Annotated in this window: 22 protein-coding genes; 13 read left to right on the top strand and 9 right to left on the bottom strand. The window is 32.9% G+C overall.

Annotated elements, in window-relative coordinates:
• Positions 1-5: 5 nt before the first annotated feature.
• From DFQ10_RS08020 to DFQ10_RS07995, 6 genes are all read right to left on the bottom strand, one after another.
• Positions 6-605 (bottom strand): YdeI/OmpD-associated family protein, encoded by a 600-nt coding sequence (locus DFQ10_RS08020; RefSeq protein WP_115816882.1) that lies wholly within the window; start codon positions 603-605, stop codon positions 6-8.
• 240 nt (positions 606-845) lie between these two features.
• On the bottom strand, positions 846-1,280 hold the full coding sequence (locus DFQ10_RS08015) for an RbsD/FucU domain-containing protein (RefSeq protein WP_115816881.1): 435 nt from the start codon (positions 1,278-1,280) through the stop codon (positions 846-848).
• Positions 1,281-1,390: 110 nt separating this feature from the next.
• Positions 1,391-2,161: an SDR family NAD(P)-dependent oxidoreductase gene (locus DFQ10_RS08010; RefSeq protein ID WP_115816880.1), complete on the bottom strand. Its 771-nt coding sequence runs from the start codon at positions 2,159-2,161 to the stop codon at positions 1,391-1,393.
• Positions 2,162-2,401: 240 nt separating this feature from the next.
• Positions 2,402-2,767, bottom strand: a complete 366-nt coding sequence (locus tag DFQ10_RS08005) for a DUF2200 domain-containing protein (RefSeq protein WP_115816879.1) — start codon at positions 2,765-2,767, stop codon at positions 2,402-2,404.
• Positions 2,768-2,886: 119 nt separating this feature from the next.
• Positions 2,887-4,116 carry a peptidase T gene (gene pepT / locus DFQ10_RS08000; RefSeq protein WP_115816878.1) on the bottom strand — a complete coding sequence of 410 codons (1,230 nt, stop codon included), beginning with the start codon at positions 4,114-4,116 and terminating at the stop codon, positions 2,887-2,889.
• A gap of 21 nt (positions 4,117-4,137) precedes the next feature.
• Complete coding sequence (locus DFQ10_RS07995; RefSeq protein WP_115816877.1) at positions 4,138-4,968, bottom strand: universal stress protein; 831 nt, start codon at positions 4,966-4,968, stop codon at positions 4,138-4,140.
• Positions 4,969-5,105: 137 nt separating this feature from the next.
• Between DFQ10_RS07995 and DFQ10_RS07990 the strand changes: the two genes are divergently transcribed.
• From DFQ10_RS07990 to DFQ10_RS07965, 6 genes are all read left to right on the top strand, one after another.
• The gene (locus DFQ10_RS07990) at positions 5,106-6,134 is read left to right on the top strand and encodes a quinone-dependent dihydroorotate dehydrogenase (RefSeq protein WP_115816876.1); all 1,029 of its coding nucleotides are present in this window, start codon (positions 5,106-5,108) and stop codon (positions 6,132-6,134) included.
• Between the two features lie 46 nt (positions 6,135-6,180).
• The gene (locus tag DFQ10_RS07985) at positions 6,181-6,798 is read left to right on the top strand and encodes a LysE family translocator (protein WP_115816875.1); all 618 of its coding nucleotides are present in this window, start codon (positions 6,181-6,183) and stop codon (positions 6,796-6,798) included.
• A gap of 38 nt (positions 6,799-6,836) precedes the next feature.
• Positions 6,837-7,700, top strand: coding sequence for a hydroxymethylglutaryl-CoA lyase (locus DFQ10_RS07980; protein WP_115816874.1), 864 nt, complete (start codon positions 6,837-6,839; stop codon positions 7,698-7,700).
• A gap of 203 nt (positions 7,701-7,903) precedes the next feature.
• Complete coding sequence (locus tag DFQ10_RS07975; RefSeq protein WP_115816873.1) at positions 7,904-9,061, top strand: porin; 1,158 nt, start codon at positions 7,904-7,906, stop codon at positions 9,059-9,061.
• Positions 9,062-9,087: 26 nt separating this feature from the next.
• Entirely contained in the window at positions 9,088-9,609 is a 522-nt protein-coding gene (locus DFQ10_RS07970; RefSeq protein ID WP_115816872.1) for an FMN-binding protein, read from the top strand.
• The gene (locus DFQ10_RS07965; RefSeq protein ID WP_115816871.1) at positions 9,609-10,112 is read left to right on the top strand and encodes a hypothetical protein; all 504 of its coding nucleotides are present in this window, start codon (positions 9,609-9,611) and stop codon (positions 10,110-10,112) included. The genes DFQ10_RS07970 and DFQ10_RS07965 overlap by 1 nt, the downstream gene beginning before the upstream one ends.
• A 131-nt stretch (positions 10,113-10,243) precedes the next feature.
• Here the strand turns inward: DFQ10_RS07965 and DFQ10_RS07960 are convergent, their stop codons facing one another.
• On the bottom strand, positions 10,244-11,434 hold the full coding sequence (locus tag DFQ10_RS07960; protein ID WP_115816870.1) for an HmuY family protein: 1,191 nt from the start codon (positions 11,432-11,434) through the stop codon (positions 10,244-10,246).
• An 11-nt stretch (positions 11,435-11,445) separates the two neighbouring features.
• Positions 11,446-13,590, bottom strand: coding sequence for a TonB-dependent receptor plug domain-containing protein (locus DFQ10_RS07955; protein ID WP_115816869.1), 2,145 nt, complete (start codon positions 13,588-13,590; stop codon positions 11,446-11,448).
• Positions 13,591-13,692: 102 nt separating this feature from the next.
• Between DFQ10_RS07955 and DFQ10_RS07950 the strand changes: the two genes are divergently transcribed.
• The 5 genes from DFQ10_RS07950 (at position 13,693) to guaB (ending at position 20,380) form a co-directional block, all read left to right on the top strand.
• The gene (locus DFQ10_RS07950) at positions 13,693-14,595 is read left to right on the top strand and encodes a DUF6607 family protein (RefSeq protein WP_115816868.1); all 903 of its coding nucleotides are present in this window, start codon (positions 13,693-13,695) and stop codon (positions 14,593-14,595) included.
• A 25-nt stretch (positions 14,596-14,620) separates the two neighbouring features.
• Positions 14,621-16,102: an ankyrin repeat domain-containing protein gene (locus DFQ10_RS07945; RefSeq protein WP_115816867.1), complete on the top strand. Its 1,482-nt coding sequence runs from the start codon at positions 14,621-14,623 to the stop codon at positions 16,100-16,102.
• Between the two features lie 13 nt (positions 16,103-16,115).
• The gene (locus tag DFQ10_RS07940; RefSeq protein WP_115816866.1) at positions 16,116-16,601 is read left to right on the top strand and encodes a DUF2271 domain-containing protein; all 486 of its coding nucleotides are present in this window, start codon (positions 16,116-16,118) and stop codon (positions 16,599-16,601) included.
• A 10-nt stretch (positions 16,602-16,611) separates the two neighbouring features.
• Positions 16,612-18,810, top strand: coding sequence for a PepSY domain-containing protein (locus tag DFQ10_RS07935; protein ID WP_115816865.1), 2,199 nt, complete (start codon positions 16,612-16,614; stop codon positions 18,808-18,810).
• Positions 18,811-18,907: 97 nt separating this feature from the next.
• Positions 18,908-20,380 (top strand): IMP dehydrogenase, encoded by a 1,473-nt coding sequence (gene guaB, locus DFQ10_RS07930; protein ID WP_115816864.1) that lies wholly within the window; start codon positions 18,908-18,910, stop codon positions 20,378-20,380.
• Between the two features lie 229 nt (positions 20,381-20,609).
• Here guaB and DFQ10_RS07925 read toward each other — a convergent pair whose 3' ends face one another.
• On the bottom strand, positions 20,610-20,852 hold the full coding sequence (locus tag DFQ10_RS07925; protein ID WP_115816863.1) for a putative signal transducing protein: 243 nt from the start codon (positions 20,850-20,852) through the stop codon (positions 20,610-20,612).
• A gap of 212 nt (positions 20,853-21,064) precedes the next feature.
• Here DFQ10_RS07925 and katG point away from each other — a divergent pair, with 212 nt between their 5' ends.
• On the top strand, positions 21,065-23,296 hold the full coding sequence (gene katG / locus DFQ10_RS07920; protein WP_115816862.1) for a catalase/peroxidase HPI: 2,232 nt from the start codon (positions 21,065-21,067) through the stop codon (positions 23,294-23,296).
• Between the two features lie 73 nt (positions 23,297-23,369).
• Entirely contained in the window at positions 23,370-23,843 is a 474-nt protein-coding gene (locus tag DFQ10_RS07915) for an ankyrin repeat domain-containing protein (protein ID WP_115816861.1), read from the top strand.
• The last annotated feature ends 362 nt before the right edge of the window (positions 23,844-24,205 follow it).

The following is a 24,205-nucleotide window of genomic DNA, read 5'->3' as shown; positions in this document are numbered from 1 at the left end:
GTTTTTTAGCAATCTTTATATTTATCATGTAATGCTTTACCATTTGTAATTTGCGGTACAATCTTATCTAATCGTCTTAATTTTGTTTCTTCTCGTTTTGCATCTTTAATATAATCATTGTACTCGCGCTGTTTTGATATAGAAATTGTCTTAAACATTTTTTTTAATTCGGTATTTGCATTGAGTACTGCTTTCAATTCTTTTACAATAATTAATGGTTTTGCTTTGCGTTGTGGCATTAACGCTCTCCCTAATCGTTGATTTTCTATGGCTTCTTTTACATAGGTTAAAACCGCAGCTTTATTAATTGTGTCTTCAGATTTAAAACGCATTTGCCTCATGGCTTTAGTTTTTTCTTCTTGAGTATTATAGAGTAAATGATGCTCATCCTTTAAAAAGACACCTTGATGAAACCAAATACAAAAATGATGTTTAAAGGCTCCAAGGCCCAAAACATTTTTGCCATTTAAACAATAGGTTGGCATGCTCCATTTTATGGTTTCTTCTAACTCTGTACTATTGATAATATTTCGTAGAAGAGAAATTTCTTTAGAGAAGTGTGAGTTGACTTCTATGTATTCTTCAACTGAGGTAATTTTTCCCATTTATAGAAGCGTTTGGTTTAGGTGTTTTAATTATTTTTAGACATATGATCTAAGACTAAGTTAATAAAAGTAAACGAACCAGCAGAAAACATATAAATTGTAAAGATCATTTATCTAAAACGCTAAGTAAAAATCAGACCAATTATTAGTCTGAATATAACGTACATAAATAAAACCTTTTGATTTGGTTTTACTTTAAACCTTAAATTATAATAAGTAGGTTAGGCAATGATGAAGTTGCTAGAAATCACTTTCTTCAGCCATTTTTACAACGCCAACAGTTAAGATTAAATTAGCGAATCTACGTTGTTCACCTGTTTGAATTATTAACGTTGTAGAAGGTTCTCTAATTTTGTCGTAGAATGCCCAACGCTCCATTTCTTCCCATGTTACTTCACCTAATAAATTTTTATAAGCATCATGAATTTCTGCATTTGCTTCAGCAGGCTTTTCCATAACTATGGCTCCTTGAAAAGGACAAACTTCTAAAAGACCTTCTAAAACAGTCAATGCATCTAAAAGTCCGGGACGAAAATTGAGGTGTACGGTTGTGGAGTTAGGACCTGTCATGGCACCAACGGGTAAATTGCCATCTGCAATAACAACTTGTGCAAAATGACCAGAACGCGCAAGCGCTTCCATAATTGTTGGGTGTATTACCGAAGTCTTTAGCATAAATTTATGTTTTAAATAAAACACCAGATACTAAATAGTGTCTGGTGCATTATGTTTAATAATTATTAGCATATCTATTGGTATTCAATTTAATGCCAATTAAAAAGAAATTACATATTATATACACCACCATTGATGTCTAATGTGGCACCAGTAATAAAGCCATCGTATTCAGAGGCCAAATATAAAACGGCTCTTGCTACATCATCTGCATTACCTGCGCGTTGAATAGGAATACCAGCCGTTGTTGCAGCTGCAGATTCTTTTGTAGTATGTGTATTGTGAAAAGATGTCCCAAGAATAAGACCTGGAGCCACAGCGTTAACTCGTGTGCCTTGAGGGCCTAATTCTGAAGAGAGTGCTCTTGTTAATGTTAAGATTGCTCCTTTACTTGTAGAATATGCTAATGATCCTGGATGTCCACCTTTGCGTCCGGCTAATGATGCTAAATTTACAATACTACTGCTATCATTTTTGCCTAAATATGGAGCTGCTGCTCGTGTTACAAACATCATAGACGTAAGGTTAATGTCCATTACCTTGTGCCAGAATTCTGCTTCCATTTCGCTCAACATTCTACGTGCTACTAGTGAACCAGCATTATTTATTAAGATATCTAGACTCCCAAATGCTTCTATAGTTTTTTCAACTAAAGCATTTGCGTCAGCTTCTTTTGTTAAGTCACCACTTATAGCTACTGCTTTTTGTCCTTTACTAATAGCATAAGCTGTTAATTCGTTAGCGGTATCAGCACTAGAAAAATAATGTATAGCAACATTGGCTCCACTATCAATAAAATGTTTGGTTATAGATTCACCAATTCCTTGAGCTCCAGCAGTTATAAGAACGTTTTTTCCAGTTAATTTAGTGTTGTTTTTCATGTTATTCTTTTATTAATAGAGTAGATAAAGTATCATCACCACATGCGTTAGAGACGAAATAGTTTTGTTTTAACAAATATAATATAATAAGGCGCGTAATTAAATATTGTAGTGCATGTCTTAAAGAAAAAACAACAAACATTAAACACTTTATATCTGTAACTAACGGTGGCTGTGCTATTTTAGTTAAGCTTTAAAACCCTTGGATATTTAAAATTATCACTAGTTTTAATATTTATTTTATGCTGATCGTAGTATCTTTTCTATTTTACGTCCTTTAGCCAATTCGTCTACCAATTTATCTAAATATCGTACTTCTCGTGTTAATTTTGTGTTTATATTTTCTATCCTATAACCGCAGATAACTCCAGTAATGAGATGTGCATTTGGATTTAAATTTGCTTTTTCAAAGAAGGTTTTAAAGGTAGCTTTATCTTCAATAAGTTTTTGAAGCTTAGCTTCGTCAAATCCAGTTAACCACGTAATGACTTGGTGTAACTCTGTTTTAGTTCTGCCTTTTTTTTCAACTTTAGTAATGTAGTGAGGATAAACTGAAGCGAATGTTAGTTTAGCTACACGTGCATCGTGTTCTGGAGTAGTACTCATATTTTTTATTGATTAAAGAATAATAACTTTAAAATTAAACATAAAAAATAAGCAGTAAACTAAATGACATAGTTTACTGCTTATATTGTAATTTATTATGCTGAGTTTATAAACTGAATCTATTTTTTTTCAGCCGTTAATTCAGCAATTTTACAAATGACTTCTACTGCTTTTTGCATACTTTCTACTGGTACATATTCGTAACGACCATGAAAATTATGACCTCCAGCAAAAATATTAGGACAAGGTAAACCCATATAAGATAGTTGAGAACCATCTGTTCCTCCTCTTATAGCTTTAATTAATGGAGTTATACCAACAGCTTTCATAGCTTCTTCTGCAATGTCTACAATATGCATTACAGGTTCCACTTTTTCTTTCATGTTGAAGTATTGATCCTTTAACTCAAGCTTAAACACTTCACTTTCATATTTTGTGTTTAAATCCTCAACAATTTTTTGCATTAAAGCTTTACGAGCTTCAAACTTGTCTTTGTCGTGGTCTCTAATTATATACTGAAGTACGGTTTCATCTACAACACCTTCAATATTATGTAAATGGAAAAAGCCTTCGTAACCTTCTGTATGTTCTGGTGTTTCTAATCGTGGCAAAACATTAATAAATTCTGAAGCATAGTACATAGAATTTACCATTTTTCCTTTAGCATAACCAGGATGTACAATTTTTCCTTTTACAGTAATTTTTGCTCCAGCAGCATTAAAGTTTTCATACTCTAATTCTCCAACTTGGCTACCATCCATTGTGTAAGCCCAGTCTGCATCAAATTTTTTAACATCAAATTTGTGAGCTCCTCTGCCAATTTCTTCGTCTGGAGTAAAACCAATTCTTATGGTTCCATGTTTTATTTCAGGATGGTTAATAAGATATTCCATTGCAGTAACAATTTCGGTGATTCCGGCTTTGTCATCTGCTCCCAATAGAGTAGTACCATCGGTTGTAATTAAAGTTTGACCTTTATACATTAGTAAATCTTCAAAATAATCTGGAGATAAAACAATGTTTTCATCTGCATTTAATACAATGTCTTTGCCATCATAATCTTTTACAATTTGAGGTTTAACATTAGCTCCTGTGAAATCTGGAGACGTATCAAAATGAGAAATAAAACCAATAGTTGGTACCTTATGGTCTACGTTGCTTGGCAAGGTTGCCATGATATAGGCATTATTATCAATAGTAACATCACTTAAACCAATTTCCTTTAACTCGTCAACTAATTTATTAGCCAAATCCCATTGCTTTTTTGTGCTCGGAGTAGTTTCAGAATTTGGGTCAGATTCTGTATCTATCGTTACATAGCCAATAAAGCGCTCAATAATATTTTGCATGAAATTGTTTTTAATAAATTATTAAAGTTTAAAAGTAATAACAGGTAGTTTACTATGGTTAACGATATCTTCAGAAAGGCTACCACCAAAGAAATGACTTAATCCTTTTCTACCATGTGTAATCATAGCGACAGCATTAGCTTTTTGCTTTATAGCATAACTTAAAACACCATCTTCTACACTATGGTCTGCAATACGAGCAATGTTAATTTCAGTTTGTTTTAAATGTGATAATTCTAAAAACGTTTCAATTTTTTCATCAATTTCATCAGTACTTAAAAAACCTAAATTTGGCAGATTGATATGAAGTAAAGTCACTTTCTTACTTAATTTTTGTAAAGTTTCTAGTGCATTTTTTACAGCAGGAATACTTTCTTCAATAAAATCTGTGGCTAAAACTATGTTATTAAAGTCTACAGTATCTGGTTTAGATTTTACGACTAAAACAGGAGTTTCACTATATCTAACAACTTTTTCAGTATTAGAACCTGTAAAAATACCATCATGTTCGCTATGTCCACGAGAACCAATTACAATAAGGTCTGCATCTAATTCTTTTGCCGCTTTAGATACTTCTTTTAATACTTTATGATGTTTAATTACTGGAGTTACATCAATACCTTCTAAATAAGGTTGGTCTAAAAAGCTTTCGAACTTTTTATTAGCAACCATTAGCATAAATGCAGTTTCTTCACTTTTTTGAGAACTAGAGGTTGTATATATAGATTCAGACAATTCTAACATATGCATAACAACTAACTCAGCATTGTGTAGCTTAGCTAAATCTGCAGCTGTTTCTAGAGCATATTCTGAATGTTTTGAAAAATCGACAGGAATTATAATTTTTTTCATAATAATTTATTTTTAGTTACGACTTCAAAGTTAATCAAATTACAAAGTATTAAAAATGATAATGAACAGTTTCTGATAAAATTAATACTTCTTTAATACAGAAGAGATGTGTATTTTTGCATTGCTAAATCTGTGCCATGTATAAAGCTATCATTAGACCCATTTTATTTCTCTTCGACCCAGAAAAAGTACATTATTTTACCTTTTCTTTAATTCGGAATTTATCAGTTATTCCGGGCGTTAAAAGTCTATTTAAATCTTTATATGTTATAAATGATAAAAGACTTGAACGAGAGTTGTTTGGTTTAAAATTTAAAAACCCTGTAGGTTTAGCAGCGGGTTTTGATAAAAATGCGGTGTTGTATAATGACTTAGCAAATTTTGGTTTTGGTTTTATAGAAATAGGAACTATAACACCTAAGGCTCAAGAAGGTAACCCAAAACAACGTTTGTTTAGATTAAAAGCGGATAAAGGTATTATTAACCGAATGGGTTTTAATAATGAAGGTTTAGAAGCTGCCATTACACAACTTAAAAAGAATAAAGGGCAATTAATTATTGGCGGAAACATTGGTAAAAACACACAAACACTTCCTGAAGATTATACTAAGGATTATCTAGTATGTTTTAATGCCTTGCATCCTTATGTAGATTATTTTGTACTGAACGTAAGTTGTCCTAATGTAGGAAGTCATGCTAAATTAAACGATAAAAATTATTTATTAGAGTTAATTTCTAGCGTTCAAAAAGCCAATACTACATTTAATAAACAAAAACCTATTCTGCTTAAAATCGCTCCAGATTTAAATGATGTGCAGTTAGATGAAATAATAGAACTCATTGCTGAGACTAACCTCGATGGTGTTATTGCTAGCAATACATCTATTGACAGAAGGGGTTTAAAAACAAGCGATGCACGACTTACAGAAATAGGCAATGGAGGTTTAAGCGGACAACCAATTAAGGAGAAGTCTACTAAAGTAATTCAATATTTGGCTGATAAAAGCAATAAAGCATTCCCAATTATTGGAGTAGGAGGTATTCATTCTGCAGAAGACGCTTTAGAAAAGATTGCAGCAGGTGCTGATTTAGTACAGGTATATACAGGTTTTATTTATGAAGGTCCATCTTTAATAAAACGCATAAATAAGGCGTTGTTGAAGTAATGTATGAGTAAGCATTTGTGTAATTTGAAAACTTTAATCCATTGATTTGAATTACGACATCCTCATATCATTCGCATTAGCAACATCAGTTTTGGCAATTTCGCCAGGACCAGATAATATTTATGTTTTAGTACAAAGTATTAGCAACGGAAAATCTTATGGATTGGCAACCGTTTGCGGATTAATTACAGGTTGTATAGTGCACACCACCTTGCTAGCTTTTGGAGTTTCAGCAATTATTAGTGCTAATGAAAATTTATACTTTGGTATAAAACTTTTAGGTGCTTTTTATCTTCTCTTTCTTGCCTATAAAGTATATAAATCTGATGCTAATATTAGTTTAAATTCAGATGTTCTTCCTAAGAAAAGTTTGAAGCAATTATTTGTTCAAGGTTTTTTCATGAATGTTCTTAACCCAAAAGTTGCTATTTTCTTTTTGGCATTCTTTCCGGGCTTTTTGTTTAGTAACACCATGAATACTGTAATTCAGTTTTATATTTTAGGAGGCATTTTTATGTTTGTGTCTTTTATTATTTTTTCTACTCTAGCGTTACTTGCCGGAAACATAAAAACATATACGTTAAAACATAAGAACTCTGGGTTGGTTTTAAAATGGCTTCAAATTGTAGTTTTTATTGGGATTGCGATTTTCATATTACTTTAAAGTTTGAAATCGATTGAGTAACTCTTATATTTGAACCAATGAATAAAGCCGTTAAAATTATAGAATGTCCAAGAGATGCTATGCAAGGCATTAAGGATTTTATACCTACTGCAAAGAAGGTGCAATACATTCAATCTTTACTTCGTGTTGGTTTTGATACTATTGATTTTGGAAGTTTTGTATCACCAAAAGCGATTCCACAAATGGTTGATACGGCAGAAGTTTTAGCGCAGCTCGATTTAAGTAAAACCGAAAGTAAATTACTTGCTATTATAGCCAATACAAGAGGAGCTAGTGATGCCTCTGTGCACAAAGAAATCGATTATTTAGGTTTTCCATTTTCAATTTCAGAAAACTTTCAAATGCGTAATACGCATAAAACGATAGCACAATCTGTAGTTACTCTATCTGAAATACTAGAGATTGCAGACAAAAACAGTAAAGAAGTTGTAGTTTATATTTCTATGGGATTCGGTAATCCTTATGGAGATCCTTGGAATGTAGATATTGTAGGTGAGTGGACAGAACGTTTATCTAAAATGGGAGTGAAGATATTGTCGCTAAGCGATACTATTGGTAGTTCGGATCCCGAAAATATTGATTACTTATTTTCTAATTTAATTCCTTCGTACTCAAATATCGAATTTGGTGCACATTTACATACCACACCAACCACATGGTTTGAAAAAATTGACGCAGCCTACAAAGCAGGTTGCCGACGTTTTGATGGAGCTATTCAAGGTTTTGGTGGTTGCCCAATGGCAAAGGATGATCTTACTGGCAATATGCCAACGGAAAAAATGTTGTCTTACTTTACGCAGAAAAAAGCACATAATCTTAATGCTATGTGTTTTGAGAGCTCTTATAATGAAGCGACTAAGATTTTTACTGAATATCATTAGTCGTAAATTCTTAGGTGTAATTCTTTCTTTTCTAATTCTATACTTTAAATGATTAAAGACTTAAAATTCTTTGGTTTAAATCATATTTTACTATAAAGTTTATTTAAAATTAATCTAAATAAACTTTGTGTAATTACTATTCTGTTTTAAATTTGCAGCTTAAAATGAAAAATAATTCATATCAAGTCTAAATAAGAATACTAATGAAGAAAATTACCCTTAGTCTTACCCTTTTAATTGCATCCTTTACATATGCGCAAACGGTACCAGATTCATTGTCTACTAATCCTCAAACGCAACAAAATGCAGCGCAGCGTATTTTATCAGGAAATATCAATACTGGTGTTACAGTTGGTGGTTATGGAGAGATTACATACAACCAACCAGAAGGTGATAATGGAGAATTAGATGTACAACGTTTAGTATTACTTTTTGGTTATAAGTTTAACGACCGTGTACAATTTGTTACAGAAATTGAATTAGAACATGTAGAAGAAGTTTTTGTAGAGCAAGCCTTTGTACAATATAGTTTAACTGATAATGTAAACCTTAGAGGTGGGTTAATGTTAGTACCTATGGGAATAACGAATGAGTATCATGAGCCAACAACTTTTAATGGAGTTGAAAGACCAAGTATAGATAAGAGTATTGTGCCAACCACTTGGAGAGAGATTGGTTTTGGTGTTGCAGGTCGTGTAGATAATGTTTCATTACGTTATCAAGCTTATATTTTTAATGGCTTTAAATCTGTAAATGGTTCTAAGGTTTTAGGAGGAGCAAATGGATTAAGAAATGGAAGACAAAAAGGAATTCAATCTACAGTAGACTCACCAAACTTTGCTGCTAAACTAGATTATTATGGCTTACCAGGTTTGCGCTTAGGATTGTCTGGATATTTTGGGAGAACACAAGCCGAAGATGAAATTGAAGATATTAATGGTACTAGTGTTGGTATTTCTATGATTGGCTTAGATGCACGTTATGCTTACAAACGTTTTACAGCAAGAGGTCAATTTATACATGCCAGTATTTCAGATACCGAAGATTATAATACACTTAATAGTGCCGATTTAGGTAGTGCATTACAAGGTTGGTATGTTGAAGGTGCTTATAATTTATTACCACAAAACAAGGAACAACAATTATTTGCATTTGCACGCTATTCTGATTACGATACACATGCTTCTGTTGAAGGTGCGTTAGTAAAAAATGATGCTTACGACAGAGATGAATGGACATTTGGTTTAAGCTATAAAATTGCACCAGGAGCTGTTGTAAAAGCAGATTATCAATTTTTTAATGATGCAACAGATGAAGATAGTCCTAACCAATTAAATATTGGCTTAGGAGTTTGGTTCTAATTAAAACAATTTAATACTATTGCAATATGAAATTAAGTAGCATTATCATTTTAGTACTATCTATTCTTGCTTTTGGATTGCCTAAAAACATTCAAAAGAAAGTAGATTCTGAAATAAAGAAAACGTACTCTGTAGAATCATTTTCTTTCGATGCTAAAATAATAGCTTCTAATGTTGCAAAAGAATTACCTTCAAAATTTGGTGCTGATAATTTTTTCGAAATTAAAAAAGACACTAAACTTTTAGGATATGCATACGTGTCTAAAGCACCAAGTAAAACAGATCAGTTTGATTACTTGGTGCTGTTAGATATTAACTTAGTTATTGTTAAAACGAAAGTCTTAATTTATCGTGAAGATTACGGAGGAGAAATAGGAAGTAAACGTTGGTTAAAACAGTTTATTGGTAAAACCAAGGACGATGAGTTTAGATATGGTGATAATATCGATGCCATTTCTGGAGCAACTATTTCAGTAAGATCTATGACAAAAGCTATGGATGATTTAATGAAGTCCTTAAAAATATTAAGCGCTAAAGATCTCATATAATGATAGTAAATGGCCTCATTGAAACATTTCCAAAGGAATTAAAGCTGCTTATTGCAGCTTTTGTTATTGTATTAAGTGTTGGTTTTTACACCGGACTTTTGTTTGTCGGTGAAACATCTTCAGCACGTCCAAATGGAATAGAAGAACAATACTTAGGGAATGAAGACGATGAAGAAGCTGATGTAATGAGATTTAAAAAAAGTGAACAAGAAATGCTCACTTTAGTTCATGGACATATTTTATCAATGTCAATTATTTTCTTTCTTACAGGCTTAATTTTGGTGACTACAAGACTTAATTATAAGTTAAAAATCTTCTTATTAATAGAGCCTTTTGTTTCTGTAATCTTAACCTTTGGTGGACTTTACCTATTGTGGAAAGGCATGCTTTGGGTAAAGTATGTGGTTATGGTTTCTGGTTTATTAATGACCTTGTGTTATACACTTGCTATTGTTGTAATTCTGAAACAATTGCTAAAATCACCAGCACATTATAAAAAATGATGAAATTAATTATTAGTGTAATAATGGTAGATGATTAAATCATATATATTTTACATAGTAGTATAAAAAAAGTCCTTATTTTTCAATAAGGACTTTTTTAATCAAATTTAGATTATTTTATAAATTACTGATTAGTTGTCACTTACTAATAATTCATACTGAAATTGAGGGTAACCTCTTTCACCTGTTTCACTTTCAACAGCAGTAAATCTTAATTTGTAGTAGTTGTTATCCGTATCTTTTACGATATAATAACGATCTTCTCTTACCGAAGTTTCACCTGTCAAATAATCTACACTTCTCCAACCGCTACCGACTACAGTACGATCATTATATATAAAATTAGTTTCATTAATATCAGCTAAGGTGAAATTGGTATAGCTTGGAGTAGCATCATCTTCAATAGTTATTTGATATAAACCAACACCACTAAGTGTGTTATGTAATGTGTAATCAGAATAAGTTAATCCAGCAGCTATAGTACCTTGTAAACCGTAATAAGAAAATACACCACCAAAATCAATATCCCAATTTGAAGATTTTGGTTCTACGCTAACAATTTGACCATCTGTTAAACTTACAGCAGTAAGGTTGTAGTTACTATCTTTAGTTACCGTGATTTCAGAATAATCAACAGTATTGCTCAGTAGAGCGTATTGAATAGTATAACTACTTCCGTCGGTTAAAACTCTTACCTTCATAAAACCTCTTGGGTCTCCAGTAGTATTTAGCGTACCATTGTTTGTTGCTGGTATGTCGTTTCCTAAATTTACAATGTAAACATTATTGTTACCATCTGTAGTAGAAATTTCATCGAACGCAGTGCCTGTTAATTCACCTTCTTTACTATCAGTAAAAGAAATACCAGCACTTAAATCACCGTATTGATAATAACCAATCGGAAGCCCTTGCATTAACTCAGCAACAGTGGAAACAGTTACTGTGGTTGGCGTAAAAGTTTGGTCTAACGCATTTAACGTTACAGGTGATGTTAATGTCGTTGTTTCAGAAACTGTTGTAATGTCATTGATACCTTCTAATTCTACAGCAGAGACCAATAATGTGCTATTTAGATAAACTCTATTTTGAGAGCCGTTATATACAGCAATTTCCCATGAATCGCGACGAGATGAGATTTGTGTACCAGTACTTAAATCTACATACACGCGATTAGCCTGATTAAACCCTCCAACTTCAGGGTCTATAATACCACCAGAGGAAGGAGCAGTAACAGGTGTTGACGTACCATCATCATCTTTGCTACAACCTGTAAAAAGTGCAGTACTTATAAATAATACCAATGTTAAAAATTTGTTTGTCATAATATTTAGTGTTAAAAATTTAAGTTATATGTTAATTTTAAAAAATAAGATCGGCCGTTACCGATAAGTCGAGATGTAGATGTTGAACCCGTATGGCTTCCTGCTGAAGTTGAGGAGTTGATATTTACAACATCAAAAATATTTCTAGCGCCAAGTGTGGCTTCTATATTAGATGTAATCTTATTTCGGATGGAAGCGTTTAACCAAGTAAAAGATTCGGTTACACCAACAAATGGTTCTCCATCACTATTACTAAAAAGCCCTTCGGTTTCACCTGTATATTTTAATTGGGCTGAAATTGTAGTAAGCCATTTAGGTATCTTGTAAGCCAACGACGTTTGTAGATTAAGACTCCATAAATAATCCTCATTACCAGATCCAGAGGCTTGAATGTCATTTTTAACTCCGAGATATGTACCTCCAATACCAATATTCCAGTTTTTGTAAATAAAACTGTTATCTAATGTAAACCCTAGTCTTGAACTATAATCTATATTGTCTTGTGTAAATAACGTTCTTCCATCTTCGTCTTCAGTCGTAATGCTGGTAATAGCGTCTTTTAAGTAGATATGAAAAAAGTTAAAGTTGGTATTTAAATAGCCTTCTTTAGCAATTTTAAAGTTATCTTTTAAGTTAACAAAAACCGAAATACCATCTTCAGGTTGCAAGTCTTCGTTTCCTTGTACGTTGTGATTGGCATCTACAAAATAGAAGAAAAGTTCTTCAAAATTAGGAGCTCTATAAGCTGAGCCTACTACAGCTTTTAATTTTAATTTTTCTGAAAAGTCATAGTTAGAGGATAAGGACCATATGACATGATTATTAAATTGCGAACTATGAGTGAATCGAGCTCCTGGGTTTATTGATAATTTAGTTGTTGGTTGAAACTCAGTAATACCGAATAATTCATAATTAGTAATTGTATTTTCTACGACGTTATTAGAATAAGCACCAGAAGCATTAGCATCAAAACCAGTTTGATTAGTAAACTCGTACCCAAGCTGCAAATCAAAAAAACGAGATTGCGACACGATATTATTTACAAAGGCTTTAGAGTACCAAACTTCACTCGATTGGCTTAAAGCATCCGTTTCTACAGATTGATTTTGTTGTTCAAAAATGTTATAAACAAACTCTTTATAATTTCGTTTTTGATTTTGATAGGAAAATGAAAAATTATACTTGGTTTCTCCTTTTAGTGGACCAGAAACATTGATGTTATTAACCCATCTATCCGTTTTATAATTTTCATCTAATGCAGTTGGATTGAGCGTACCGTTTTGATATCTACCGTTTACAATGTGATTATATATGTCTAAATCTTCATTAAAGTATTGCAATTTATAAAACACATTGTGTTTACCTAAGTCTAAACTTACATTAGCCGAGGCCGTAATTTGTTCTTTAGGATTCCATTCTGTACCACGTAAGCTATCATTTACAACAATATTATCTTGAATATTAACATAGTTCTGCCCCTTATAGCCATTATAGTATCCAGCAAAATTATTTCGAGAGACACCAAAGGCGTAAGATAATTTTTCATTGACTTGGTTGGTTGCCCTAAAATTTTGAATATGTCTGCCTTCATCGAAAAACTCAAATTCATCTCCAACAGTTTCTTCTTGTAAGGACAATTGTAATTGCCAACCCTGATCTTTTAATCCTCGTTTAGTAATTACATTAATAACTCCAGCTACAGCATTATCACCATATAATACTCCCATTGAGCCTTCTACAATTTCTACACGTTCAATATCATCGATGTTTATTTGTGAAATGTCTATATTATTTCCTAGGCCATTATCACTAACAATAGGAATACCATCGACTAGAATTTTTACATACTGACCGTCCAGACCAAATAGACTAACGGTTGAGCGTCCTGATGAAGCATCTGGAGTCACCGTAATATTTAAGCTATTAAATAAGATATCTGCTAAATTAGATCCAGCGACATTATCAATATCAGCCCTTTTTATAGTACTTACTGTAAATAATTTTTTACTTACAGAAGTCACATTGCTTTCACCAACGACAACGACTTCTTTTAGTTTTTCAGTTTTAGTACTGTCTCTTTCTTTTTCTTGAGCATTTAAAAAGCAGCTTAAAAAAAGTAAAAAATAAAATGGATTTTTATTTTTAATTAGACTCATTCTATATAAATTTGCCGCAAATATATAATCTTATTTTAATTCATTCTAAATAAGAATAAGGTTTTTTAATTTTTTTTTAACCACAACAGTAAACTTTTAAATATGAAAAGAGTAGTACCAGTTTTAGTTATTGTATTAGCATTTACATTAAGCAGTAATGCACAAAAAAAGAAAACTCTAGATCAAGAAGCCATTAAAGCCATGTGTGGTTGTTTTGAAGTAACGTTCAATTTTACAGAGACGTTTAACTATAGTAGCGATTCACTTTATAGACCTTCTGAAACTAAAGTTGATAAAGGTTTAGAGTATGCATTTGCTATTGTAGATGAGGATGATAAAATCTCAATTCAACATTTATTACAAGTTGGGAGACCAGATAGTCCGATGATTATTAAACACTGGAGACAAGATTGGTTATTTCAAAATCAAGAGTTTTACATGTATAATGGCGATAATAATTGGACCTTTGAAAAAAAATCTAAGGATGATGTAAAAGGGCAGTGGACACAAAAAGTTTTTCAGGTAGATGATAGTCCTCGTTATGAAGGTTCTGGTACTTGGGTGCATGTCGATGGTAAAAATTACTGGGAAAACACAACAACAGCACCATTACCAAGACGCGAATACACCAAACGCAGCGATTATAATATTACATTAAGAGGTAACCGTCACGAGATAACAAACTATGGTTGGGTACACGATCAAGATAATGAGAAAGTGTTACGAGAAATAGGAAAAGAAGACGTTATTATTGCCAAGGAAAAAGGGTATAATACCTATAAAAAAGTGGATGATAGTAGATGTCAAGCTTCAAAAGACTGGTGGAAAGCACAACAAGATAAATGGGCTTTGGTAAGAACAAAATGGGATGCAGTTTATGGCAGAAATAAAGATTTAACCTTGGCTGAAAAAGTGGATAATAAAGTGTTGTTCAAATACTTATTAGATGACGAAATAACAGCTAAAAAAGACATTAATCGTATTATAGAATCATTTGTAAAATAAATAAGTTTAAAATAAATCATCATATATGAAAATAATTAAATCAACATTATTCATACTTTTTGTAGCAATGTCATTATCCACTTTTGCTCAGAATAAGAATATTTTTTTAGATCGTGAGTTTTGGAAAACCCAGCCAACGGTAGAAATTATAAAAGAGAAAATAAATAAAGGCAATAATCCTGCTGAAGCCAATGGAAATAATTTTGATGGAGTCGTTTACGCAACGTTACAAGATGCACCTTTAGAAACCATTACTTATTTAATTTCTCAAAAAGGAAATGACGTCAATAAATTAACGCACGATGGTAGAACCTATGCGTTTTGGGCTGCTTTTAAAGGTAATGACGAATTGGTGAAATACCTTTTAGAGCATGGAGCAAAAACCAATATAACAGACGATAAAGGGAATTCTATAATCAATTTCGCAGCTGGTTCTGGTCAACAAAATACTAAAGTATATGATCTCGTTATCAAATATGGAGCAGACATACAGAAGGACTTAAATCCAGATGGAGCCAACGCTTTATTATTAGCAGCACCAAATGATCCAGATTTTAAATTGGTATCCTATTTTCAGTCTAAAGGATTAGATATTAATAGTGTTGATAGTGAAGGGAATGGTATTTTTAATTACGTTACCAAAAAAGGTCAAATAGAATCGTTAAATGCCTTATTGAAACAAGGAATTAAAGGCACTGATCAAGCATTTATATTTGCGGCAAATGGGGCAAGAGGTGCAGCTAATGGTATTGAGGTTTATAAGTACTTAGAAAGTGTAGGTTTAAATCCAAATGTATATGATAAAGAAGGGGTATCACCATTACATATTTTAGCTGCAAGAAGTAAAGATGAAGAAGTTATCGATTTCCTAATAGCTAAAGGTTTAGTGGTGAGTACTAAAGATCATAAAGGCAATAATGCATTAATGCATGCGGCTTCAAAAAATAGCGTAGAGATTGTTAAGCTTTTAGCTGAAAATTTAAAAACCTATAATGATACTAATAAGAAAGGGCAGTCGGCTTTAACGCTCGCTGTAGGCGGAAATACTTCAGATGTTGTAGAATTCTTAATCAATAAAGGCTCTAAAACTACTATTGTAGATAATGAAGGAAATAATTTAATTTATTATTTAATTGATTCGTATTCAACGAGAAATAAGGAAGTGTTTTCTAAAAAAATGGCATTATTAAAAGCGAATAAGGTCAATTTAGCTCAAGTGCAAAAAAATGGAAATAATTGGTTTCATTTAGCAGCTGAAAAAAATAGTCTTGATTTATTAAAATTGGCATTAAATATGAATCAAGATATCAATGCAAAAAATAGTGAAGGTAATACTGCTTTACATTTAGCTGCATTAAAAGCTAACGATGATTCTGTTCTTAAGTTTCTTATAGAAAATGGGGCAAAGAAAGATATCGTTACGGATTTTGAAGAATCTGCTTATGATTTAGCACAAGAAAATGAGTTGTTAAAGAAAAACAATGTTTCAATAGAATTTTTAAAGTAATAGAATTTTTAAGATGAAGAATATACGCATTACAGCATTACTATTTATTGTAGTTTTTAGTTTAGTATCATTTACTAATTTTACAGAATCAGCAAAATATAAGTGCATGATTCAAATGACAAATTATACAGGTGAAGGAGCCTATATTGTTATTTCATTACTAAGTCCTGAAGGTGACTATGTAGAAACCTTAAACGTTATTGGCGACGATGATGAATGGTATAATACCGTAGAGTCTTGGTGGGACTTTTACGGCAAAAAACGTAATGATATTGATGCTATTACAGGAGCCACAGTGAGTGGAGGAGAGCGTACCATTAATGTCATTGAAATTGATAACGACAAATTAGATAAAGGTTACAAGTTAAGATTTGAAACCGCTGTTGAAGATCAAGACTATTACGAAAGTGATGTGGAATTTGAATTAACTTCAGAGACCATAAAATCTAAAGTAGAAGGAAAAGGATTTATCCGTTACATCCGAATGATGCCTCAATAAAACAGATACTATGACCATTTCCATCTGGAGATACAGTCATCTAGTATTGGCTGTCATATCTTCTTTATTCATTTTAATAGCATCGGTAACAGGTGCTATTTTAGCGTTTGAACCCATTACAAATCAGTTGCAACCGTATGCTGTTTCTGGGGCAAACGATAGGTCTCTTGCTGAAACCTTAAATGTGTTACAACAAGAATATGATGAGGTATTTACACTCGAAGTCGATAAAAATGATTTCGTAAGTGCCTCAGTCATTACCAAAGAAGGAGACAGTGAAACCTTTTATATCAATCCCATTACAGGCGAAAAATTAAATGATATTATTAAGAAAGCACCTATTTATGAATTCGCAACTAACCTTCATCGTTCGCTGTTCCTAAAAACAACAGGTCGTGTTTTAATAGGAGTCGTATCCTTTTTGCTATTTCTGATTTCAGTAACAGGAATTCAACTAATATTAAAACGTCAAGGTGGTATCAAACGTTTCTTTTCTAAAGTGGTTAGAGAAAACTTTGATCAATATTACCATGTTGTTATAGGACGATATGCTTTAATTCCTATTGTAATTATTACACTGACTGGTGTATTTCTATCGCTTGAAAAATTTGATTTACTTCCAGATTCAAAAATCTCACACAATTATCCTGAGCAAGATGCTGTTGAAAACAAATTAGACATCTTAGAGTTTCAAACGTTTCAAAACATAAAACTTGAAGATGTAAGTTATGTTGAGTTTCCGTTTTCTGATGATATTGAAGATTATTTCACCGTTAAATTATCGGATAAGGAAATTTTAGTCAATCAATATACAGGAGCTATCGTCAGCAACCAGAAAACCTCGCTTGTAGTATTAGCGTCTTATTGGAGCTTAATTTTACATACAGGTCAAGGGACTATCCTTTGGTCAATAGTATTGTTATTAGCGAGTTTGGCTATTTTGTTTTTTATGTATTCTGGCTTTTCTATGACGTTAAAACGACGAAAAGAAACCTCGATAATTAAGAATAAATTTAAAAAAGATGAGGCAGACTATATCATTTTAGTGGGTTCTGAAACTGGCAATACCTTTAATTCTGCCAAGCTATTTTATGACGCTTTAATCGCAGAAGGTCATTCGGTTTTTATTACAGCTTTAAACGCGTATTCAGAATATAAAAATGCGAAATATATCACTGTTTTTGCATCGACTTATGGCGAAGGTGAAGCACCAACAAGTGCTTCAAATTTTGAAAAAGTATTTCGAAAAGTGCAGCAGAAGCAAACGATGAAGTATGCAATTGTTGGTTTTGGATCGCTTATGTATCCTGACTATTGTAAATATGCCATTGAAGTGGATGAGATGTTTCAAAAGCAAGACAATTTTGAGGAACACCTTCCGCTTTTCAAAATTAATAATCAATCCTTTGAAGCTTATAAAATATGGATTAAGCAATGGAATGAGCATACAAATCACGATTTAAAGATTAAGTTTCAAAAACCTCAAATCAATTTAAAAAAATTAAAGGAGTTTAAGGTTATTAATAAATCAGAGCCTAATAATGACGATTCATTTTTAGTGCAATTGCGACCACAAAAAAAAGTAAAATTTGAGTCTGGTGATTTGTTGTCTTTATATCCTGAAGCCGATTTTGTTGAACGCCAATATTCTATTGGTAAAATAGAAAATGACATTATTTTAAGCATCAAAAAACACGAATTTGGGGTCTGTTCTAATTATTTTAACAACTTAAAAGTCAATGAAATCGTTAAAGCGCAAGTTAAACGAAACTTAGATTTTCATTTTCCAACCGATGTAAAAGAAGTGGTAATGATAGCCAACGGTACCGGAATTGCACCGTTTTTAGGAATGATTAATGAGAATCATATTAAAACAAAGAACCATTTATTTTGGGGAGGACGCACACAAGATTCTCTAAATATTTACGAAAACATTATCGATTCGGCATTTAGTAAGAAAAACTTATCTAGTTTTCATATTGCCTATTCACAAGAGCAGAAAGATAAAATTTACGTTCAAGATTTAATTTTAGAGCATCAAGACTTATTAAGCCGTGTTTTAAATACAGGTGGAGTGGTAATGATTTGTGGTTCTGTAGCCATGCAAAATCGCGTTTTAGAGGTATTGCATACCATCACTACAACACACTTAGACAAACCGTTAAGTGCATTTGAAAACAACGATCAGCTTAAAATGGATTGTTATTGATTATTAATAGATTGTTAAGTGTTGCAAATAGCCTTTAAATATCTTATAATTTGTCAATATAAATTGTACTTTTGCGTGCAATTAAATTTTAATTGCCATGACAGCACACGAAAATAAAATTGTTGGAGAAGGTCTTACTTACGATGACGTACTCTTAGTTCCAGCATTTTCCGAAGTTCTTCCTCGCGAAGTCAATATTCAAACTAAATTTACGAGAAACATAACCATTAACATTCCTGTGATTTCTGCAGCAATGGATACGGTTACCGAAAGTAAAATGGCGATTGCCATGGCGCAAGAAGGTGGAATAGGTGTGTTGCATAAAAACATGACGATTGACCAACAAGCTGATAAAGTGCGTAAAGTAAAACGTGCTGAAAGCGGCATGATTATAGATCCTGTGACTTTACCGTTAACAGCAACCGTTTTTGATGCGAAGTCTAATATGGCAGAGCATGGTATTGGAGGAATTCCTATCGTTGATGATAACGGCATATTAAAAGGCATCGTTACCAACAGAGATTTACGTTTTGAGCACGAAAGCAAAAAAGCGATCGTTGACGTTATGACTAAAGAAAATTTAGTGACTGCCGCTGTTGGAACATCTTTAAAAGATGCTGAAAAAATTCTTCAACAAAATAAAATTGAAAAATTACTTATTGTTGATGACAATTATAAACTTAAAGGCTTAATTACCTTTAGAGATATCACTAAGGTGACGCAAAAGCCTAACGCCAATAAAGATTCTTTCGGACGTTTACGTGTAGCAGCAGCTATTGGAGTTACAGAAGATGCTGTAGAACGCGCTTCGGCTTTAGTAAAAGCAGGTGTTGATGCGGTGATTATAGATACTGCTCATGGTCATACCAAAGGTGTGGTTTTAGTTTTAAAAGAGATTAAAAAGAAATTTCCAAAACTAGAGGTTATTGTTGGTAACATCGCTACAGGTGAAGCCGCAAAATATTTAGTAGAAGCTGGAGCTGATGCAGTGAAAGTTGGTATTGGACCAGGTTCAATTTGTACCACTAGAGTAGTGGCAGGAGTTGGTTTTCCTCAGTTTTCTGCAGTTTTAGAAGTGGCTGCGGCTATTAAAGGTTCAGGAGTTCCTGTGATTGCTGATGGTGGAATTCGTTATACAGGAGATATTCCTAAAGCGATTGCCGCTGGTGCAGATACCGTAATGTTAGGATCGCTTTTAGCAGGAACAAAAGAAAGTCCAGGAGAAACGATTATTTATGAAGGACGTAAGTTTAAGTCTTATCGAGGCATGGGTTCTGTAGAAGCCATGAAACAAGGAAGTAAAGACCGTTATTTCCAGGATGTAGAAGACGATATTAAAAAATTAGTTCCTGAAGGTATTGTTGGTCGTGTGCCATATAAAGGTGAGTTGGTAGAAAGTATTCATCAGTTTATTGGTGGACTTAGAGCAGGAATGGGCTATTGTGGTGCTAAAGATATTGCCACTTTAAAAGAAACCGGACGTTTTGTGAAAATCACAAGTTCTGGTATTAATGAAAGTCATCCACATGATGTTACTATTACTAAGGAAGCACCAAATTATTCTAGATAAGTAAATACTGTTTAGAAGAAGTTTATTATAAAAATAGAAAAACAGCATCATTACGATGCTGTTTTTTTTATTAAGGGTTATTCTATAATAGTTTAAAGCTATTAGAACTTGCATGAATTAGTACATGAATCAGCATCTCACTATGAACTAAATTCATTCTAAAAGAGGCATTTAGTTCATAGAAAACACCAGTATGGCTATATTGATTATTTATAATACCTGCATCACTTTAAGAAGCAGCATCCATCTCAGCTTTCACTCTATTAACAATAACCATAGCTTTCTCTAACTCATCGTTATGGACATAAAGATCTTGAAACCCTTGATTCATTGAGGCATAGCCAGCTAAACGTTGCGATTCACCTTCGTCTTTAATAATAGGAACGATACCAACATGTTCTAATTCTTCTTTAACACGTGAAACTAAAATAAAATTACCGTAATAAACTTTTGTATATTCTGTAGTGCTCATAATTGTATGTTTTAATTGATATAGAAAAGTTACGAAATTTTATCGATATTATTTACTAAATAATTCATAATTTTATTTGTATTGACTATGGTTATTTATGTTTTCATAGTTTTTAGCTATCAAAAAATAAATTAAAAAAATGCGTAACTTAAGCCTAAAGTGCATTAATGCATAAATTTATAAAAAATTAAACTACATAAAAATTGTAATATATGGAAAAGAATCCTCATGCAAACGACGCTCCCCAAGGCAAAAATTTTGATATTAATGAAAGCGCAGCTAAATGTCCTTATTTAAGCGGTACAGTTAAACACACTGCTGGAGGTGGTGTTGAAAATAGAGATTGGTGGCCAAATGAATTAAAACTAAATATTTTACGTCAAAATGCAACGAAGTCTAATCCTATGGGAGACGATTTTGATTATGCTGAAGCGTTTAACAGTTTAGATTTTAAAGCCCTTAAAAAAGATGTCACGGATTTAATGACGGACTCACAAGATTGGTGGCCTGCAGATTACGGACATTACGGAGGTTTAATGATACGTATGGCTTGGCATAGTGCAGGAACGTACAGAGTAGGTGATGGTAGAGGTGGTGCAGGAGCTGGAAACCAACGTTTTGCTCCTATAAATAGTTGGCCAGATAATGGTAACCTAGATAAAGCCCGATTGTTATTATGGCCTATCAAACAAAAATATGGTAATAAAATCTCTTGGGCAGATTTAATGATTCTTGCAGGAAACTGTGCTTTAGAATCAATGGGTTTTCCAACATTTGGTTATGCAGGTGGACGAGAAGATGTTTGGGAACCAGAACAAGATATATATTGGGGAAGTGAAACGGTTTGGGGAGAAAATGAAGACCGTTATGAAGATGGTGATTTAGAAGATCCTTTAGCTGCTGTAATGATGGGATGGATTTATGTGAATCCAGAAGGACCAAACGGAAATCCTGATCCAATGGGTTCTGCAAAAGATGTTAGACAGACTTTTGCAAGAATGGCAATGAACGATGAAGAAACTGTAGCGCTTGTTGCAGGTGGTCATACCTTTGGTAAAGCCCATGGAGCAGCAGATCCTAATGTATATGTTGGTAAAGAACCACATGGAGCACCAATTGAAGAAATGAGTACAGGCTGGAAAAATTCATTCGGTACAGGTGTTTTAGATGATACTATTACTAGTGGAATAGAAGGTGCATGGACACCAAATCCTATTCAATGGGATGCAGATTATTTTGACGTGTTACTAAATTACGACTGGGAATTAACTAAAAGTCCGGCAGGAGCACACCAATGGAAACCAACCGCAGCATCACATGCTAAAAGAGCTCCAAAAGCAGGAGACCCAAATGGCAGACAAGATTTAATGATGACTACTGCAGATATTGCGCTCAAAGTAGATCCTATTTATTTAGAAATTTCTAAACGCTTTCATGCAGACCATAAAGCTTTTGAAGATGCTTTTGCACGTGCATGGTACAAATTAACGCACAGAGATATGGGACCAATTTCACGTTATTTAGGTCCTGAAATTCCTAAAGAAGAATTATTATGGCAAGATCCTGTGCCAACAGTAGATTACTCTTTAAGTGATGCTGAGGTGTCTGTATTAAAAGGTATGATAGTAGATTCAGGATTAACAATTTCTCAAATGGTGACGACAGCTTGGGCGTCAGCATCTACATTTAGAGGTTCTGATAAAAGAGGTGGAGCCAATGGAGCACGTGTGCGTTTAGAACCACAACGCAGCTGGGAAGTAAATAATCCTGCTGAATTAAATAAAGTATTAGCCGTTTTAGAAGGTATTAAAAACCAATTTAAAGGTGCTATTTCTATAGCAGATTTAATTGTTTTAGCAGGAAATGTTGGAGTAGAACAAGCGGCTAAAAATGCTGGTTATAATGTTGTACTTAGTTTTGCTGACGGTAGAGGAGATGCTACACAAGAGCAAACCGATATTGAAGCTTTCGATTATTTAGAACCTTTAGCTGATGGTTTTAGAAATTACATCAAGTCAGATTTAAAAATTGCCGCTGAAGATTTATTAGTCGATCGTGCGAATTTATTAACCTTGTCTGTACCTGAAATGACCGTTTTAGTTGGTGGTTTACGTGTGTTAGGTGCTAACTATGATGGTTCTAACTATGGTGTGTTTACAGATACGGTTGGCAGTCTAACTAATGATTTCTTTAAAAATATTCTAGATTTTACATACACATGGAAAGCAACATCTGAAGATGATCGTTATTTTGAAGGTCGTAACCGTAAAACTGGTGAGGTAAAGTTTAAAGGTACACGTGCCGATTTAATTTTTGGGTCTAATACAGAATTAAGAGCTATAGCTGAAGTGTATGGCGCCAACGATGGGCAAGAACGCTTTGTTAGAGATTTTGTTGCTGCATGGACTAAAGTGATGAACTTAGATCGTTTTGATTTAAAATAATTAAATGAATTAAGAAGAATAAAGAGGAGTGGGCTTAAAAACTCATTCCTTTTTCTTTTAAAAAAGTAAGAAGATGAAAGATATAGATGTGTTTTTCGAGGCGATTCGTTCTGGTGATAAAGACAGATTAGAAGCCTTAATACATATAAATCCCAAATTAATTAGCGAAAAAGATGCTCGTGGATTTACTCCGCTCATTTTAGCAACTTATTTTGATAACGAAGTGGCAACACAACTGCTTATAGATCATAAGGCAGATCTTAATGCAAAAGACGCTTCAGGTAATACGGCTTTAATTGGTGTAAGTTTTAAAGGCAATATTGCCATAGCAACGACCTTATTAGAATACGGAGCAGATCTAAATGCCGTAAATAATAGTGGCATAACGGCATTAACGTTTGCTGCACAATACAATAAAATTGATATTGTAAAATTACTATTAGACTATAAAGCAGATACTAGTATTAAAGATGCTGATGGTAAAACCGCTTTAGACCATGCAAAAGACAAGAAATTTACTGAGCTTATTGCACTTTTAAGCTCGTAGAAAGCGATACTAAAAATAAAAACTGAGTTTAAAATTGGCGTGTTAGGGCTTTTTTTACACTCAGTTTTTTTTAGATTCAATTTGTTGTGTTCGAAATACTTCTTGTCTTTTATGAGTGTTTTCGGGATGTTTAACACTAATTATAACTTAATTTACCATGCTATAAGGTTACTATAACACTATTATAAGTATGCTATAACCACGCTATAACCTATTTTTTGTGTTTCTTTTTTTATAGAAGTGATCCATGCTAAAATGATTATACAGGTTTTTACATAAATTCTGATGTAATTATACCCCTTTTTCTTCCTTAAAATTTAAGTGCCAACTCCTAATGTTTCTTCCTGTTTTGCTGTTCCCAT

This window comes from Winogradskyella eximia (assembly GCF_003386165.1).
Lineage (GTDB): Bacteria > Bacteroidota > Bacteroidia > Flavobacteriales > Flavobacteriaceae > Winogradskyella > Winogradskyella eximia.
Note: the sequence above shows the minus strand (reverse complement) of the source record. Positions and strands in the feature narration are given on the sequence as shown.

Coding starts and splice junctions, on each gene's coding strand:
- DFQ10_RS08020 (WP_115816882.1), bottom strand. CDS start 605: ATGGGAAAAATTACCTCAGTTGAAGAATACATAGAAGTCAACTCACAC.
- DFQ10_RS08015 (WP_115816881.1), bottom strand. CDS start 1,280: ATGCTAAAGACTTCGGTAATACACCCAACAATTATGGAAGCGCTTGCG.
- DFQ10_RS08010 (WP_115816880.1), bottom strand. CDS start 2,161: ATGAAAAACAACACTAAATTAACTGGAAAAAACGTTCTTATAACTGCT.
- DFQ10_RS08005 (WP_115816879.1), bottom strand. CDS start 2,767: ATGAGTACTACTCCAGAACACGATGCACGTGTAGCTAAACTAACATTC.
- pepT (WP_115816878.1), bottom strand. CDS start 4,116: ATGCAAAATATTATTGAGCGCTTTATTGGCTATGTAACGATAGATACA.
- DFQ10_RS07995 (WP_115816877.1), bottom strand. CDS start 4,968: ATGAAAAAAATTATAATTCCTGTCGATTTTTCAAAACATTCAGAATAT.
- DFQ10_RS07990 (WP_115816876.1), top strand. CDS start 5,106: ATGTATAAAGCTATCATTAGACCCATTTTATTTCTCTTCGACCCAGAA.
- DFQ10_RS07980 (WP_115816874.1), top strand. CDS start 6,837: ATGAATAAAGCCGTTAAAATTATAGAATGTCCAAGAGATGCTATGCAA.
- DFQ10_RS07975 (WP_115816873.1), top strand. CDS start 7,904: ATGAAGAAAATTACCCTTAGTCTTACCCTTTTAATTGCATCCTTTACA.
- DFQ10_RS07970 (WP_115816872.1), top strand. CDS start 9,088: ATGAAATTAAGTAGCATTATCATTTTAGTACTATCTATTCTTGCTTTT.
- DFQ10_RS07965 (WP_115816871.1), top strand. CDS start 9,609: ATGATAGTAAATGGCCTCATTGAAACATTTCCAAAGGAATTAAAGCTG.
- DFQ10_RS07960 (WP_115816870.1), bottom strand. CDS start 11,434: ATGACAAACAAATTTTTAACATTGGTATTATTTATAAGTACTGCACTT.
- DFQ10_RS07955 (WP_115816869.1), bottom strand. CDS start 13,590: ATGAGTCTAATTAAAAATAAAAATCCATTTTATTTTTTACTTTTTTTA.
- DFQ10_RS07950 (WP_115816868.1), top strand. CDS start 13,693: ATGAAAAGAGTAGTACCAGTTTTAGTTATTGTATTAGCATTTACATTA.
- DFQ10_RS07945 (WP_115816867.1), top strand. CDS start 14,621: ATGAAAATAATTAAATCAACATTATTCATACTTTTTGTAGCAATGTCA.
- DFQ10_RS07940 (WP_115816866.1), top strand. CDS start 16,116: ATGAAGAATATACGCATTACAGCATTACTATTTATTGTAGTTTTTAGT.
- DFQ10_RS07935 (WP_115816865.1), top strand. CDS start 16,612: ATGACCATTTCCATCTGGAGATACAGTCATCTAGTATTGGCTGTCATA.
- guaB (WP_115816864.1), top strand. CDS start 18,908: ATGACAGCACACGAAAATAAAATTGTTGGAGAAGGTCTTACTTACGAT.
- DFQ10_RS07925 (WP_115816863.1), bottom strand. CDS start 20,852: ATGAGCACTACAGAATATACAAAAGTTTATTACGGTAATTTTATTTTA.
- katG (WP_115816862.1), top strand. CDS start 21,065: ATGGAAAAGAATCCTCATGCAAACGACGCTCCCCAAGGCAAAAATTTT.
- DFQ10_RS07915 (WP_115816861.1), top strand. CDS start 23,370: ATGAAAGATATAGATGTGTTTTTCGAGGCGATTCGTTCTGGTGATAAA.